This is a genomic window from Chryseobacterium sp. CBo1, from assembly GCF_001693475.1.
GTDB lineage: Bacteria > Bacteroidota > Bacteroidia > Flavobacteriales > Weeksellaceae > Chryseobacterium > Chryseobacterium formosense.
The window spans coordinates 1-14,529 of sequence record NZ_MAUH01000014.1 but is presented as its reverse complement, the minus strand read 5'-3'; the positions used below and the strand labels follow the sequence as shown (position 1 = coordinate 14,529).

At 35.1% G+C, this 14,529-nt stretch carries 14 protein-coding genes and 2 tRNA genes; 5 read left to right on the top strand and 11 right to left on the bottom strand.

The genetic code is table 11. The features are described from left to right. Positions 1 to 81 precede the first annotated feature (81 nt). The 5 genes from BA768_RS10130 to BA768_RS10110 form a co-directional block, all read right to left on the bottom strand. The gene (locus BA768_RS10130) at positions 82 to 621 is read right to left on the bottom strand and encodes a GNAT family N-acetyltransferase (RefSeq protein ID WP_065720647.1); all 540 of its coding nucleotides are present in this window, start codon (positions 619 to 621) and stop codon (positions 82 to 84) included. Beyond that, positions 584 to 1,150, bottom strand: coding sequence for a hypothetical protein (locus BA768_RS10125; RefSeq protein WP_228388370.1), 567 nt, complete (start codon positions 1,148 to 1,150; stop codon positions 584 to 586). Before BA768_RS10125 ends, BA768_RS10130 begins: the two co-directional genes overlap by 38 nt. A gap of 134 nt (positions 1,151 to 1,284) precedes the next feature. Continuing rightward, positions 1,285 to 2,364 (bottom strand): mannose-1-phosphate guanylyltransferase, encoded by a 1,080-nt coding sequence (locus BA768_RS10120; RefSeq protein WP_065720645.1) that lies wholly within the window; start codon positions 2,362 to 2,364, stop codon positions 1,285 to 1,287. 2 nt (positions 2,365 to 2,366) lie between these two features. Continuing rightward, complete coding sequence (locus BA768_RS10115; RefSeq protein WP_065720644.1) at positions 2,367 to 2,957, bottom strand: SprT-like domain-containing protein; 591 nt, start codon at positions 2,955 to 2,957, stop codon at positions 2,367 to 2,369. Between the two features lies 1 nt (position 2,958). Next, positions 2,959 to 4,305 (bottom strand): TolC family protein, encoded by a 1,347-nt coding sequence (locus tag BA768_RS10110; protein ID WP_034672800.1) that lies wholly within the window; start codon positions 4,303 to 4,305, stop codon positions 2,959 to 2,961. A 161-nt stretch (positions 4,306 to 4,466) separates the two neighbouring features. Here BA768_RS10110 and BA768_RS10105 point away from each other — a divergent pair, with 161 nt between their 5' ends. The 3 genes from BA768_RS10105 (at position 4,467) to BA768_RS10095 (ending at position 5,936) form a co-directional block, all read left to right on the top strand. Next, positions 4,467 to 5,711, top strand: a complete 1,245-nt coding sequence (locus tag BA768_RS10105; RefSeq protein WP_065720643.1) for a bifunctional folylpolyglutamate synthase/dihydrofolate synthase — start codon at positions 4,467 to 4,469, stop codon at positions 5,709 to 5,711. 42 nt (positions 5,712 to 5,753) lie between these two features. After that, positions 5,754 to 5,828, top strand: a tRNA-Val gene (locus BA768_RS10100). A 33-nt stretch (positions 5,829 to 5,861) separates the two neighbouring features. Further along, positions 5,862 to 5,936, top strand: a tRNA-Val gene (locus BA768_RS10095). Positions 5,937 to 5,978: 42 nt separating this feature from the next. On the opposite strand, the gene BA768_RS10090 is transcribed toward BA768_RS10095, so the two are convergent. The 5 genes from BA768_RS10090 to BA768_RS10070 form a co-directional block, all read right to left on the bottom strand. After that, positions 5,979 to 6,863: a glycosyltransferase family 2 protein gene (locus tag BA768_RS10090; protein ID WP_065720642.1), complete on the bottom strand. Its 885-nt coding sequence runs from the start codon at positions 6,861 to 6,863 to the stop codon at positions 5,979 to 5,981. Between the two features lie 3 nt (positions 6,864 to 6,866). Further along, the gene (locus BA768_RS10085; protein ID WP_228388369.1) at positions 6,867 to 7,832 is read right to left on the bottom strand and encodes a glycosyltransferase family 9 protein; all 966 of its coding nucleotides are present in this window, start codon (positions 7,830 to 7,832) and stop codon (positions 6,867 to 6,869) included. Positions 7,833 to 7,834: 2 nt separating this feature from the next. Then, a complete protein-coding gene (locus BA768_RS10080) occupies positions 7,835 to 8,254 on the bottom strand; it encodes a SufE family protein (protein ID WP_034672812.1) in 420 nt (139 codons plus the stop codon). Between the two features lie 138 nt (positions 8,255 to 8,392). Further along, entirely contained in the window at positions 8,393 to 9,508 is a 1,116-nt protein-coding gene (locus tag BA768_RS10075; protein ID WP_065720641.1) for a glycosyltransferase, read from the bottom strand. Beyond that, positions 9,508 to 9,732: a hypothetical protein gene (locus BA768_RS10070; protein ID WP_034672816.1), complete on the bottom strand. Its 225-nt coding sequence runs from the start codon at positions 9,730 to 9,732 to the stop codon at positions 9,508 to 9,510. Before BA768_RS10070 ends, BA768_RS10075 begins: the two co-directional genes overlap by 1 nt. A gap of 151 nt (positions 9,733 to 9,883) precedes the next feature. Between BA768_RS10070 and BA768_RS10065 the strand changes: the two genes are divergently transcribed. Continuing rightward, positions 9,884 to 12,415, top strand: coding sequence for an ATP-dependent Clp protease ATP-binding subunit (locus BA768_RS10065; RefSeq protein ID WP_034672818.1), 2,532 nt, complete (start codon positions 9,884 to 9,886; stop codon positions 12,413 to 12,415). A gap of 101 nt (positions 12,416 to 12,516) precedes the next feature. Here BA768_RS10065 and BA768_RS10060 read toward each other — a convergent pair whose 3' ends face one another. After that, a complete protein-coding gene (locus tag BA768_RS10060) occupies positions 12,517 to 13,044 on the bottom strand; it encodes a hypothetical protein (protein ID WP_065720640.1) in 528 nt (175 codons plus the stop codon). A 151-nt stretch (positions 13,045 to 13,195) separates the two neighbouring features. Between BA768_RS10060 and mnmA the strand changes: the two genes are divergently transcribed. Next, the gene (gene mnmA / locus BA768_RS10055; RefSeq protein WP_065720639.1) at positions 13,196 to 14,383 is read left to right on the top strand and encodes a tRNA 2-thiouridine(34) synthase MnmA; all 1,188 of its coding nucleotides are present in this window, start codon (positions 13,196 to 13,198) and stop codon (positions 14,381 to 14,383) included. Positions 14,384 to 14,529: the final 146 nt, after the last annotated feature.

Below are 14,529 nucleotides of genomic sequence, written 5' to 3'. Positions count from 1 at the left end.
TTCTTAATGAAAAAAAGTGTAGTGAAGAATCTATTTTAAATTTAGATTCTTCCTCGTCAGAATGACAAATAGATCTGAAAATCATTCTGTTTCGTAATACATCAGTTCTTCAGAGTCTTCGGGAATGGTGACCATTCTCTGGAATTTTAAGCCTAATTTTTCGATAAGTTTTTGGGAAGAAAGATTGTCTTTTGTAGTAATGGCTGAAATTTTCTTTAAACCAAACTCATCCATCCCAATAGATTTTATTTTTTGAGCCGCTTCAAACATTAAACCTTTCCCTTCGAATCTTTCCAGAACAGAAAAACCAATATCCACTACATCCAGTCCTTCTCTTTCGAAGATTCCTACTCCTCCTATTTTTTGATTTCCTTCCTTTAAAATGATTAAATAATTTCCGAAACCCAGTTTTTCGAATTGTGGTAAGAATTTAAATTTAATGTAATTTTCAGCATCAGAAAGAGACTTAATGTTGCGATTGCCTATATACTTAATGAAATTAGGCATATTGTAAAGCTCAAAAATAAGATCTGCATCATCCACAGACATGGGACGAATCAAAAGCCTTTCGGTTTCGTAAAAGTTATTTTCTTTTTTTGACAGGTTGCTTTTTAGGCTCATCTTTAGGTTCTTCTTTCTTTTCTATTTTTAAAAGCCGCGGGTTATTGGGACATTTTTTGGTATAAACTTCCATATACGGCCCGTTGTCTTTTACATTAGAAATTACACCTGTAGACTTGTTAATCGTTAAAGTATAATGGGTCTTCTGATAAGGACACTCTTTCGAAGTGATCTTTCCCAAGTCCAAATAATAATTCGACGCATCTTCGTAATAATTTGCCGCAACATCCACAAACTGCTCATCGATCATATAGCCTTCCAAGACAGCAGATAAAGCTGCTTCTTCCACATTATCAGCCTTACCCATAAAGTCTTTAAGGTCTTTAATTTCGGTGATATAACTGATCTTTCCTCCAACAGAATACACAATATAATAAAAGCTTTCTTCTCCCGGTCTAAGATTGAATCCGGCGAACTGCGAGACATACTCTTTTTTGGTTCCGGAAATTTTCACTTCTTTATTTTTACCGTAACTGTTGTGAACAAGCACCCAGAAATCAATCTTATTGTCGGGTATTATTTTAGACATAACGCCATCGATATTTGAGAATTTTTTTTTGTCTTGGGAAAAAACAGAAATTCCCAAAAACAGAAAAACAAAAAGAAAAACAGGGTTCATACTTTTTTTCATAGCTCAAATTGTGGCAGGATTTATGCCGATATTTACATATATTTTTCGCCTTTTTTCAGACTTTTCAGATCCAAAACATAGTCTTTGATCTGCTGATCGTGTTCTCTCGGGCAGATTAACAAAACCTTGTCTGTATCTACAACGATAAAATCTTTCAAGCCGTCTATAACGACCGCCTTGTTATTTTTTACATGAACGATATTTCCTGTCGAATCGTATGTAAGAGCCGTTTTTATATTAATGGCATTCTCGTTCTCGTCTCTTTCGCTGTTCTCGAAAACGGAAGTCCATGTTCCTAAATCACTCCAACCCAAATCTGCAGGAATAACGTAAACATTCTTCGCTTTTTCTAAAATCCCGTTATCGATTGAAATTTTCTGAATTTTGGGATAAATCAATTCTATACAGCTTATTTCAGCTTCAGCATTATATTCGCAAGCGGTAAACTGCTGCGTCATATCCGGAAGAAAAGTTTCGAAAGCTTTGTAAATAGAATTTACATTCCAGATAAAAATTCCGGCATTCCAAAGAAAATCACCGCTTTCTAAGAAACTTTTAGCAATTTCGAGAATTGGTTTTTCTGTGAACGTTTTAACCTTATAATATTCGGAGTTCTTCTTTTCAACAAATTGAATGTAGCCATATCCTGTATCTGGTCTTGTAGGTGTAATCCCCAAAGTAACCAAATAATCCTGCGAAGAAGCAAGAGAAAACGCCAATTCAACTTTTTCCAGGAAAACATCTTCTTTTAAGATCAAGTGATCTGCAGGAAGCACAATCATCGTTGCATTCGGATTGATTTCTGCAATCTTATTCGCCATGTAAAGATTACATGCCGCCGTATTTTTCATCAACGGTTCACCCACAATATTCTGCTCCGGAATTTCCGGCAATTGCTGATGAGACAAGGCTACATATTCTTTGTTGGTGATGACAAATATATTTTCGCTTGGAATGCTTTTGCTGATTCTATCATAGGTCTGCTGGATCATGGTGCGACCCGTACCTAAGATATCCTGAAATTGTTTTGGGAACTTCTGTGTGCTTAATGGCCAGAATCTACTGCCGATTCCTCCTGCCATAATCACACAGTATTTATCTGATATTGACATATTTAACTACATTTTTTCACTCTCGCCAAAGGTTTGAAAGAATACTTCCTCCCTGTAGCCAGATTCATACAAAGATAGTTTTTTTTGATCAGACCTTCTAATAAATACGTTTGGTTTCTGTAAACGAATTGGTCTCCTTTCGAGAGTTCTTCAATATATTGAAGATTATCATCATGATTTTCAATATGAAAATACTTTACCAGATCCGGACTTGCCATAAAATTGGCTTTCGGAGAATGTGAAAATTTAATAATTATCGGCTTTAAATCTTCTTCGTAAACATTGAGACTTTCAAGCAACATTTCCCTGAAAGTAAGCTTCCATTCATTTCCGTGGGGTGAAATTCTTCGTCCGTATTTTTCGAAGGCAATGAGATGAGCCAATTCATGTGTCAGCACAAAGAAAAAAAGCTGTGGAGCTAATGTGGAATTGATCGTAATCTCATGCAAATTATCACGGAGTTTACGATAATCTCCAAGCTTTGAATTGCGGTTTTTAGTAACTTTTATATGAATATAATAATCTGAAAACCATTTTCTTAAGTACAAAAGTGTATTTTGTGGTAAATATTTTTCTAAGGACTGAATAGACATTTTACAAACTTAAAGGAATTCCCGCATAAAAATTCAATAATTTAAGACTGAAAACATAATTATATTTTGCCTGTTCCACTGAACCTTGAGCATTTGCGTAGTTGTTTCGGGCAATATTCAGATCATAAATGGTGGTACGGCCTGCAGCATAACTTTTATCTGCAAAATCCATTGCCAGTTTTGTACTTTTCTCGGCTTCAACAGCAGAAAGATAAACCTCATAATTGGCATCCACATCAAACTGAGCCTGCTGAACATTTTGTCTTACAGCCTGTTTTTGTTGTTCTAAAGAGTTTTTAGCAATATTTTCATTGATTTTTGACTGCTCTACCTGAAGTTTAGTAATTCCTTTGTTGAAGATCGGAATGTTTAAACTCAATCCTCCTTGTTGCCCAAAATTATCTTTATACTGCTGGAAAAAAGTAGGCTCTTTTGTTGCATTTCCAAATTGGTCATATCCTGAATAACTCGTATTTAACAAATTATTGTAAAAAGTTCCTACACCTACACTTGCCGTTAATGTTGGCCAAAATGCAGTTCTTGTAACTTCAGTCTGTGCCTCTGCAGATTTTATTCTGCTTTCTGCAGCTTTAATCTGAGGCTGACTGTCATAAGCCGTATTGAGAACTTGATCCACGGAAATCAACTGTGGAGCAAGCTGTTCGGAAATTTCAACATCTTCTACATCAAAATCTTTATATTCTTTCAGCTGAAGCAATTGTGCCAACGCAAATAAACTTCTGTCAACGTTGATTTCTGCGGTTTTTAAATTTTGTTTTTCTCTTGCCCAAGCTGCTTCTGCTTCTGCAACAATTGTTTGAGCCGTTGTTCCTACTTCTGTCGTAATTTTTGCTCTGTCGAATTGTTTTTTGGCATTTTCGGTGGCACTTTGCGCAATTTTTACAATTTCCTTATTCAATAAAGTTGTTAAGTATTGTCTTGCTATTTGTAGCGAAATATCGTTTTTAATCGTTTCAATATCGTATTGACTCGCTTCTACATCATACTGGGTTTTTCTGATTGTTTTTTCGAGTCTTCCGTTATTGTAAATCAGAATATCTGCACTGACATTCGCATTATTGCTGAATCTGTCATTCCGGATACTTCCTGTTCCCAAAGAAGCCTGCCCGAAACTTACATTATTCCCCATATTTGCACTTACCGAAGGCAGATAATTTTTCTGTGCAATTTTAAGATTGGAATCCTGAATTTGTTTTGAATATTCATTCTGAATCACCTGAAGGTTGTGCTGCACAGCATAATCTACACATTCACGCAAAGACCATTTCTCCTGTGCGTTCATTCCCGCAAAGGCTAATCCTAAAACAACCGTCAAAACTTTTTTCATAAGGAAATATTTATGTTTTCAAGCATTTTTTAAACCTTCATCTTTTCGATTTAGTGCAATTTAAATTTGCTTTTTCACCATTAGACGTTGAGATTGTAAAAAAGTTACAGATTTAGAAAATTATTGTTTTATTTTAATGAAAGTTTTGAGAATTTTGCGACATGACAAACGAACAATATCAGGAAGCTGTAGAATGGCTTTTCGTTCAGGCTCCGAACTATCAGATTGATGGGCTGAAAGCTTATAAACCGGGGTTAGACAACATAAAAAGACTTTGCGGTTTTTTTGGAAATCCACAAGATAAAATAAAGTGCATTCATATCGGTGGAACCAACGGAAAAGGTTCTACGAGCAACATACTTTCTTCGGTTCTTCAGGAAGCAGGTTACAAAACCGGTTTATATAACTCACCCCATCTTATTGATTTTACGGAACGTATCAAAGTAAATGGTAAAAATTGCGATAAGGAGTTTGTTTACAATTTCATTCAAAAATTAAAAAATCTTCCGAAAGATATTCTTCCGTCATTTTTTGAATTTACCACCATTATGGCGTTTGAATATTTTTATCAGCAAAATGTAGACTTTGCCATTATTGAAGTAGGGTTAGGTGGAAGATTGGATTCAACCAATATTATCACTCCTCTCGTTTCGGCGATTACCAACGTACAGTTGGATCACCAAAATATTTTAGGAAACACCATTGAAGAAATTGCAGGAGAAAAAGCTGGAATTATCAAAAATAACATTCCTATCATTTCCGGAGATGAAAATGAAGTGGTAAAAAACATCATCAAAGCGAAAGCCGATAAAGAAAACGCTCCATTTATCGACGCTACTCTATTGAACTCTGATTTAAAATCTGATTTAAAAGGAAATTATCAGGAGAAAAATATAAAAGTTGTTTTAGCCTTAATTGAAGAATTAAAAAAATTAAATTTTATAATTTCTAACGAAAATATACAATCAGGACTTTTATCCGTTCACAAAAACACCGGATTCATAGGCCGTTGGTTTGAATTTTCTCAACATCCTTTGACGATTTGCGATACAGGACACAATCAGGCAGGTCTTGAATATGTCTTTTCACAATTAAATTCTATTGAAAAGCATAAACATATTGTTTTAGGCTTCGTGAATGACAAAAAAATCGATGACGTGATGACACTACTTCCCCAAAATTCTGAGTTTTATTTCGCAAAACCATCGATCAACAGAGGAAGACATCCCGAAGATTATGAAGATTTGCTGATTAACGCAAAAATTTCTTATAAAATTTTCGATTCCGTGCAGGAAGCCTATCTTTCTGCAAAACAAGAATGTACAAATGAAGAAATGATTTTTATTGGCGGAAGCAACTTTGTAGTGGGAGATTTTTTAGAAAAAAATTTGGAGATAATCAAATAAGTTGTATATTTGCACCACTCTAAACGAGAAAACAAGTATAGAGGGTTCTTAGCTCAGTTGGTTCAGAGCATCTGGTTTACACCCAGAGGGTCGGGGGTTCGAATCCCTCAGGACCCACAGAAAAGGAAACGAAACCTTTCAAAAAAATTCGGGTTCTTAGCTCAGTTGGTTCAGAGCATCTGGTTTACACCCAGAGGGTCGGGGGTTCGAATCCCTCAGGACCCACAAAAAATCTCTCAGAAATCTGAGAGATTTTTTTATTTTAAATTATTTCATTTTTCTTAGCAGTAAAGCAAGCTTATACAGATCAAAGTATTTGAGATTGGGATTTTTAGACCGTAAATTTTTCATCATCCTATTTTCCATGAGATTGTAAATAAACAAAAATAAACTTCTCATTTTAAGATTTACAATCTTTCTAGCAACTTTATAAACTTTAATATCATTAATAAACCTTTCATTTCCCGGATCTTGAGAAAGTTGAAAAAGAGAATCTATTGCTGTTTTTGTTTTACTTAAAAAAGCTTCGTTAGAAGTATTATCGAAATGTATTACCGGGTTTTGAATGGCTAAAAATTTCATCTTCGCAAATTCCAGAGTTTTAGCAAATAAAAAATCTTCATATCCGTAGTTTTTTAAGTCTTCATTAAAGGGAAATTTCTCAAATACCTCTCTTTTAATTATAAAATTGACCGTTTTTAACAGTTCTAAATCAGATGATCTTTCAACAGAAAAAATTTCTTTATCAACAGAATATCGATTTCGTAAAGTTTGGGAATAAGCCGGATCTATTTTGAAGTTACCAAATATAACCTCAACTCCCTTATCTTTCGCTATTTCCTTTAAATAATTAGCTAAAAAGTAATTGTTGTCTATTTGAACATCACAATCCAGAAAAAGCAGATAATCGCCTTTTGTATGTTTTAAAAATAAATTCCTGATTCTTGATCTTCCAATATTTTTTTCAAGAAAAACAAACTGTTCTACCTGATCCTGAAGTTCATTGTTTATTTCTATAAAATTACCGTCTGAAGCATCATCGATTAGAATAATTTCGGCATCAATTTTCTGATCATGTATTTCCTTTTTAAGTTCAAAAACCAGACTTCTAACATCAAAATTATAAACGGGAATACAGACAGAAATTTTCATCTGTTAGATTTTATCGATGATTTGCTGTACATTGATTTCTTCCAGACAAGCCCAATCTCCACGATAGCATTCTTTATCTCCAAAAACCGAACAAGGTCTGCAGGTAAGATCTTTAATCTGTACAACATCCTCTTCACTTTGTCCGAATCCTAAAAATCCGGCATAAGGATGAGTAGCTCCCCAAACAGAAACACATCTTGTTCCTACAATACTGGCTAAATGCATATTAGCTGAATCCATCGAAATCATTACTTCAAGTTGCGCAATCCTGTTAAGTTCTTCAGAAAGATTCAGTTTTCCGGCCAAACTTTTTGTATTCGGAATTTGTTGTTCCCAACTTTCAAGCGTTTCGGTTTCTTTTTTTCCGCCTCCGAAGAAATAAATGGTGTTTTTTTGTGCTAAAATTTTCACCAGCTCAAAGGACTTTTCGAGAGGAAGCATTTTGCCTTTATGCTGAGCAAATGGCGCAAAACCGATTCCTGATTTTTGAGTTGATTTTGGTCTCAACTGATGTGAAAGTTCAACTTTAAAACCCATATCTCGAAAAACATCTGCATAACGTTCCACTGTTTTTTTAAGCTGAAATTTTTCAATATTCCAGACATTCGTAAGATTTTCTTTTTCTTCTTTGCCTTTATTGATTTTAAAAACTTTCAACCCTTTTCTTATATAAATTTTATCTAAAATTTTTGAACGGATAACATCATGTAAATCAGCAACATAATCAGGTCTATATTGTTTAAGCAATTCTTTGCCCAAACGTCTTATTCCAAGAAAACCTTTATACTCATCAAGATCAATCCCATGGAATATAACATTCGGAATATCAGCGAATAAGCTCTCAAAATTATTCCGGGAAACCATCACAATTTCCACATCAGGATTTTGCTCTAAAAATTCGCGGAAAAACGGTACCGTCATAGCGACGTCACCAAAAGCGGAAAAACGGTATGCTAAAATTCTGGTCACAACTAAGATTTCAGTTGATATGCAACAGCATAAAATTTAATTTGCTTAGTCATCGCCATCAAACCATTGGCTCTGGAAGGTGATAAAAATTCCTGCAACCCGATTTCTGAAATGAATTCAAAATCAGAATCAAGAATTTCCTTGGTAGAATGACCGCTGTAAATACTTACTAAGAGAGAAACGATTCCTTTTGGTAAAATCCCGTCTGAATCGGCATTGAAAAACAGTTTTCCATCTTTAAATTCAGCATCGATCCAAACTTTACTTTGGCAACCTTTAATTAAATTTTCATCGGTTTTTTTGTCATCAGATAAACCTTTCAGTTCTTTACCAAGATCAATAATATATTCATACTTCTGCTCCCAGTCTTCCAGAAAGGCAAATTCGTCGATTATTTCCTGCTGTTTTTCTTTAATGGTCATTCTAAACAATTAATTTCCGCAAAGATACTAAATTTAGAAATTTAAATTTTTGCTGGAAATATTCAAAACATTAAGATTTTGAAAGCTTTAAGTTGAATTATGAAAAATCAAATAGATTTTTTAAGTCTAAAAATAAACTTAATCAATAATTTTCTGAGACGCTTTTTCAAAAACATCGAGTAATTTTACTTCTTCATTTTCCCAGCAAAGATGAGATGCCGCTTTTTCAAGTTCCGGCTGATAATTTTTTCTGCCTTTATCTAAAACTTTTCGAATGGCTGCAGCAATTGTTTCAGGTTGATGATTCTCAATAATTTCTCCTACAACAAACTGATTTCTGATATTTACCATTTCCGGTAAACTTGTCATGATTAAAGGAACCCGCGCCTGAATGCAATCTAAAACTTTATTGGGAAGCGAATAAAGATAACTTTCGCCCCCATTTTCCTCGATACTCATTCCAAGATCTGCAGTTAAGGTAATTTTTCTCAAATCTTCAGGCAATAATTTTCCTAAAAATTCAACTTTATCCTGAAGGTTTTCTTTAATCACTAAATCTTCGTATTCTTTTTTTCTCGGCCCATCACCGGCGATTTTAAAAATAATATGATCTAAATGATGCATTGCCAAAATGGCTTTATCAATTCCGCGAAAAGGATTGATGGCACCTTGGTATAAAAGTATTTTTGGGTGATTATCCGGAATTTCAGTATTAAAATCTATTTTTCTCGGAGCATTTTGTACAATAACCGGCTGAATACCATATTTATTCTGAAACCACTTGCCATAACTTCCGCTTGCCGTCATCATGAATGTCAGTTTCGGAACTATTTTATCCTGTAAATATCGCCACAGTTTCTGCGACATTTTTCCCTGAACAGCGGGCATTTCAGAAAAAATCTCATGACTGTCGAAAACCAAAGGAATTTTATATTTTTTTGAAATGAGATAATTTGGCAGAAGTGCATCCAAATCATTGGCATGAAGAATAACATTTTTATTTTCCTTCACTTTTCCGTACAATTCCCAATACAATTTCCAGTTAAATTCAAAATAAGCGGTTTTTAAAGTCTTAGAAACAAGAGGAATTCTTGAAAATTGATAAGGCCGTTCCATCTTTTCTGCGCCACCCCAATTATTTCCAATCAAGTCAATTTCATAGCCGTTTTCATGCAAAGTTTGGCATACTTTCTCGATTCTCTGGTCTGTGTAAAGGTTGCTGAATGCGGAAGTAATGATTTTCTTTCGGCTCATTATTTTTTCTTTGCTGTCACTAAATGATATACCTGTACAAAGCAAATAATGGCATTCGGAATGATAACCGGCCAAAGCATTCCGTTTAAAAACCCGTAGGTTACAAAACAGATGCAGCCGATCAAATTGACAATCCTTATTTTGGTTAAATCCTTTAGAATAAAACTTAAAACAATAAAAACTGAAGCGGCATAACCGATATAATTGACCATCTCTGGACTCATGAGAAATATTTGAGGAAGACAAACTTAGTCATTTTCAATAAGATAAAAAACTATTTTCTGCCATAAAGTCATTATTTGTTTTTTGGTAAAATATTTGTAATTTAGATTGTGAATATAAAGCAATTCTGCTTTTATTCTAATGAGTTACATTATGGATTATAAGTTTTCACAAGGTTTGAGCCAGGTGTTCAAACAAAGCAAAAGCGAAGCTAAAAGGCTGAAAAGTGAATTTCTTAATACAGAACATCTACTTTTAGGTATTATAAAAACAGAAAACTCTGCGAAAGAAATCCTTCAAAACCTCAATGCGGACTTAACACAAATCAGAAGAAAAATTGAAACTTTAAATACAGCAAGTCTAAATCCTATTTCTGAAGAGGTTACCAATATTTCGTTCACGAAGATGGCAGACCATGCCATAAAACGTTCTGAACTTGAGTGCAGACAATACAAAAGCAGTGAAATTAATACCGTTCACCTGCTTTTAGGCATTCTTTATAAATATGAAGACCCTACTTCGAATATTTTGGGAGCTTATGATATCGACTATGAAGGAGTTTCAAGAGAATATCAAACGATGCTCAAAAATTCCGGACAGGCGCCACAGAATTCTGCTTACGATGACGATGACGACAGAGAAGAATTTGAGCAAATGAGAAAACCGACAGGAAATCTGGGTTCTGCAAAAAGCAAAACGCCTACTTTAGATAATTTTGGTAGAGATTTGACTTCTTTGGCAAGAGACGGAAAATTAGATCCTGTGATCGGTCGTGAGAAAGAAATTGAAAGAGTTTCTCAGATTTTATCCAGAAGAAAGAAAAACAATCCTTTGTTGATTGGTGAACCGGGTGTTGGTAAATCTGCCATCGCTGAAGGTTTAGCATTAAGAATTCAGCAGAAAAAAGTTTCAAGAGTTCTTTTTGGTAAAAGAGTAATCACTTTGGATTTGGCGAGTTTGGTTGCCGGAACAAAATACCGTGGTCAGTTTGAAGAAAGAATGAAAGCCATCATGACGGAACTTGAAAAAAACCGTGATGTCATTTTGTTCATCGATGAGCTGCATACCATTGTTGGAGCGGGAAGTTCTACAGGAAGTTTAGATGCTTCAAATATGTTCAAACCTGCTTTGGCAAGAGGTGAAATTCAATGCATCGGAGCGACAACTTTGGATGAGTACCGTCAATATATTGAGAAAGACGGTGCTTTAGAGAGAAGATTCCAGAAAGTAATGGTGGAACCGACTTCTATCGATGAAACGATTCAGATTTTGAATCAGATTAAAGACAAATATGAAGAGCATCACAATGTTGTTTATACAGACGAAGCTATTGCTGCCTGTGTGAATTTAACATCAAGATATATTACAGACCGCTTCTTACCAGACAAAGCAATTGATGCAATGGATGAAGCCGGATCCCGTGTTTATATTAAAAACATGAAAGTTCCTACTGCCATCATTGATTTCGAAAAGAAAATTGAAGACATCAAAGAGTTAAAGCAAAAAGCGGTAAAAGCTCAGGATTATCTTGAGGCTAGAAAGCTGAAAGATGAGGAAGAACGTCTTCAGATGGAGCTTAATTCGGCGCAAGATCAGTGGGATAAAGATGTAAAAGAGAAAAAAGAAACCGTTTCGGAAGAAAATGTAGCAGAAGTTGTTTCGATGATGAGCGGTGTTCCTGTAACGAAAGTTGGTAAAAATGAGCTTGATAAATTAGCGAAAATGGATGACCAACTGAATGGAAAAGTAATCGGTCAGGAAGACGCAGTGAAAAAAGTTGTGAAAGCAATTCAAAGAAACAGAGCCGGACTGAAAGATCCTAACAGACCTATCGGAACATTCATTTTCTTAGGAACAACCGGTGTCGGTAAAACTGAGCTGGCAAAAGTCATGGCAAGAGAACTCTTCGATTCTGACGAAGCTTTGATCAGAATTGATATGAGTGAATATATGGAGAAATTCGCTGTTTCAAGATTGGTTGGTGCGCCTCCGGGATACGTTGGATACGAAGAAGGTGGACAATTAACAGAAGCAGTAAGAAGAAAACCTTATGCTGTAGTTCTTTTGGATGAGATTGAAAAAGCGCATCCGGATGTATTCAATATTTTACTTCAGATTTTAGATGAAGGTCACGTTACGGATAGTTTAGGTAGAAAAATTGACTTTAGAAATACGATCATCATTCTTACTTCAAACATCGGAACGAGAGATATTAAAGACTTCGGAGATGGTGTAGGGTTTGGAACGAATGCGAAGAAAACAAATTCAGATTCAAGAGCGAGAAGTACTATTGAAAATGCCCTTAAAAAAGCGTTTGCGCCGGAATTCCTGAACAGAATTGACGACATTGTAATCTTCAACTCTCTTGAGCAAAACGATATTAAGAAAATTATCGATCTTGAATTGACTAAACTTTACGGAAGACTTGAAAAATTAGGTTATAAAGTTGAATTAACAACTGAAGCTAAAGATTTCATCTCTGAAAAAGGTTGGGATAAAGATTTTGGAGCACGACCATTGAAAAGAGCTATTCAGAAATATATTGAAGATTTATTGGCAGAAATGTTGGTAAACAAGCAATTAACTGAAGGCGAAACCGTCACCTTAGATCTAAATGACGCTAAAGACGGATTGGAAGGAAAAACTTCGAAGCCAAAAAAATCGGCAGAAAAGTCACAGTCTTAAAATAATAATTGATTATAAATGAAAAGCATCGGGAGTTTTCTCGATGCTTTTTTATTTTATCTCCCACAGATTTCCGAAGATAGTTGAGAATAATTTTAAACTTATAAACCAACAACAAACCCAATACTCGGAACAAGTCCATTGGCAAAAATACTGTTGTTCTCTTTATATAAAACATTGTACATTATACCGAGCTGCAGAAAAGAATTATTTCCGATTCTCTGTAAATAGCCACCCCCTAAATACAAAGCCGTTTCTTCATCACTTGCTTTAAAGTCGTAATATTTGTCTTTATAGTTGATGAAAAAATGTTGCAGATTTCCGCTTACATAAAAAGACCTTGCGAAATAGTAGTTCACAAAAGGGCCAACTCCAAACATGGTAGAATTATAAAAATCCGACGTCTGCCACATTACCGTTCCTGTTACTCCGGCTTCTAAATCATCGGTGAGCCTGTAACCGACACGAGGTGAAGCCTGTAGATTAAACATCGAATTGCTTCCGAAACCGAAGCCGATTCCTCCACCGAAGATCCAACGGTTATTGTTTTCTTCAGTTGTTCCTACTGCAATCTGAGAAAATGAAAGTCCTGATATAAGAATGAGTGAAGCAATAAACAGTTTTTTCATATGATAATTTTTTGTTTGGTTAAATTTTAGGTGATTTTAAAACAATCGTTTTTATCAATCCCTAAAATTATCATTTTTTTTGCGAATAGGATTATTGTAATTTTGCATCTCAACTAAGAACTCCCGTTAAGAGTTTCGTAAAATTGAATATATGAAAGTAGTAGTAGGTCTCTCAGGAGGCGTAGATTCAAGTGTTACAGCATATTTGCTGCAGCAGCAAGGGCATGAAGTCGTGGCTCTTTTTATGAGAAACTGGAATGACGCATCGGTCACTTTGGAGGATGAATGTCCGTGGATTGAAGACAGCAATGATGCATTGATGGTTGCTCAAAAGCTCGGAATTCCTTTTCAGGTGATTGATATGAGCGAACTTTACAAAGAAAGAATCGTTGATTATATGTTTGACGAATATCAGAAAGGAAGAACTCCGAATCCTGATGTTTTGTGCAATAGAGAAGTGAAATTTGATGTTTTTATGAAAACGGCGATGTCATTGGGTGCAGATAAAGTCGCAACCGGACATTATGCAAGAGTAGATTCTACTTTCGATGAAAACGGAAAAGAAATCTTCCATCTTTTGGCCGGAAAAGACAATAATAAAGATCAGTCTTACTTTTTATGTCAGTTGAGCCAGGATCAATTGTCTAAAGCTTTATTTCCGATTGGAGAACTCACGAAGCCCGAAGTAAGAGAAATTGCCAGAAAAATGGAATTGGTAACCGCTGATAAAAAAGATTCTCAGGGATTATGTTTTATCGGAAAAGTAAGTTTACCGCAGTTTTTACAACAACAATTGGTTCCGAAAGAAGGTGAAATTGTAGAAATTTTCAAAGATTCTCCCCTTTTTGCTCAGGAAACTCCGGAATTTTCTTCAAAAGAGGAAGAGCTGGAATATTTAAGCAGAAAAATCAATTATAAAAAAACTGACGGAAAAGTAATAGGAAAACATCAAGGAGCCCAATTTTTCACGATCGGACAAAGCAAGGGACTTGGAATAGGCGGACATAAAGAAAGCTGTTTTATCGTCTCAAGAGATATGGAAAACAACATCATCTTTGTTGGCGAAGGTCACAGTTTTCCTGGATTACATAAAAAAGCGTTGAAAATCGATAATTCTGAATTGCATTGGGTACGAGAAGATCTTAGATTACAAAATGGAGAATCAATGGAAGTAATGGCAAGATTCCGTTACAGACAGGCTTTGGATAAGGCAACGATTTATCAGTTTGAAAATGCATTCTACATGGAATTTGAAAAACCACAATCTGCAATTGCCGAAGGACAGTTTGCAGCTTGGTATATTGATGATGAGCTGATTGGAAGTGGCGTAATTTCATAAATAAAAAAGACCTTTTCAGTAGTCATGGTCGGAAGAAATTCCGACCATTTTTTATGTTTTGAAAACTTTGGCTGGGTCTCCTCCTGCAAATATAATTAGAATGGCCGTTATCATATCTCTAAGCTCCATTGCTATTCTTCGTTTGG

What these genes read in the sequence shown, in the direction of transcription:
- BA768_RS10065 (WP_034672818.1), top strand. Translation starts at nt 9,884, where the DNA reads ATGGATTATAAGTTTTCACAAGGTTTGAGCCAGGTGTTCAAACAAAGC.
- BA768_RS10090 (WP_065720642.1), bottom strand. Translation starts at nt 6,863, where the DNA reads ATGAAAATTTCTGTCTGTATTCCCGTTTATAATTTTGATGTTAGAAGT.
- BA768_RS10060 (WP_065720640.1), bottom strand. Translation starts at nt 13,044, where the DNA reads ATGAAAAAACTGTTTATTGCTTCACTCATTCTTATATCAGGACTTTCA.
- BA768_RS10105 (WP_065720643.1), top strand. Translation starts at nt 4,467, where the DNA reads ATGACAAACGAACAATATCAGGAAGCTGTAGAATGGCTTTTCGTTCAG.
- BA768_RS10130 (WP_065720647.1), bottom strand. Translation starts at nt 621, where the DNA reads ATGAGCCTAAAAAGCAACCTGTCAAAAAAAGAAAATAACTTTTACGAA.
- mnmA (WP_065720639.1), top strand. Translation starts at nt 13,196, where the DNA reads ATGAAAGTAGTAGTAGGTCTCTCAGGAGGCGTAGATTCAAGTGTTACA.
- BA768_RS10080 (WP_034672812.1), bottom strand. Translation starts at nt 8,254, where the DNA reads ATGACCATTAAAGAAAAACAGCAGGAAATAATCGACGAATTTGCCTTT.
- BA768_RS10075 (WP_065720641.1), bottom strand. Translation starts at nt 9,508, where the DNA reads ATGAGCCGAAAGAAAATCATTACTTCCGCATTCAGCAACCTTTACACA.
- BA768_RS10120 (WP_065720645.1), bottom strand. Translation starts at nt 2,364, where the DNA reads ATGTCAATATCAGATAAATACTGTGTGATTATGGCAGGAGGAATCGGC.
- BA768_RS10125 (WP_228388370.1), bottom strand. Translation starts at nt 1,150, where the DNA reads ATGTCTAAAATAATACCCGACAATAAGATTGATTTCTGGGTGCTTGTT.
- BA768_RS10070 (WP_034672816.1), bottom strand. Translation starts at nt 9,732, where the DNA reads ATGAGTCCAGAGATGGTCAATTATATCGGTTATGCCGCTTCAGTTTTT.
- BA768_RS10110 (WP_034672800.1), bottom strand. Translation starts at nt 4,305, where the DNA reads ATGAAAAAAGTTTTGACGGTTGTTTTAGGATTAGCCTTTGCGGGAATG.
- BA768_RS10115 (WP_065720644.1), bottom strand. Translation starts at nt 2,957, where the DNA reads ATGTCTATTCAGTCCTTAGAAAAATATTTACCACAAAATACACTTTTG.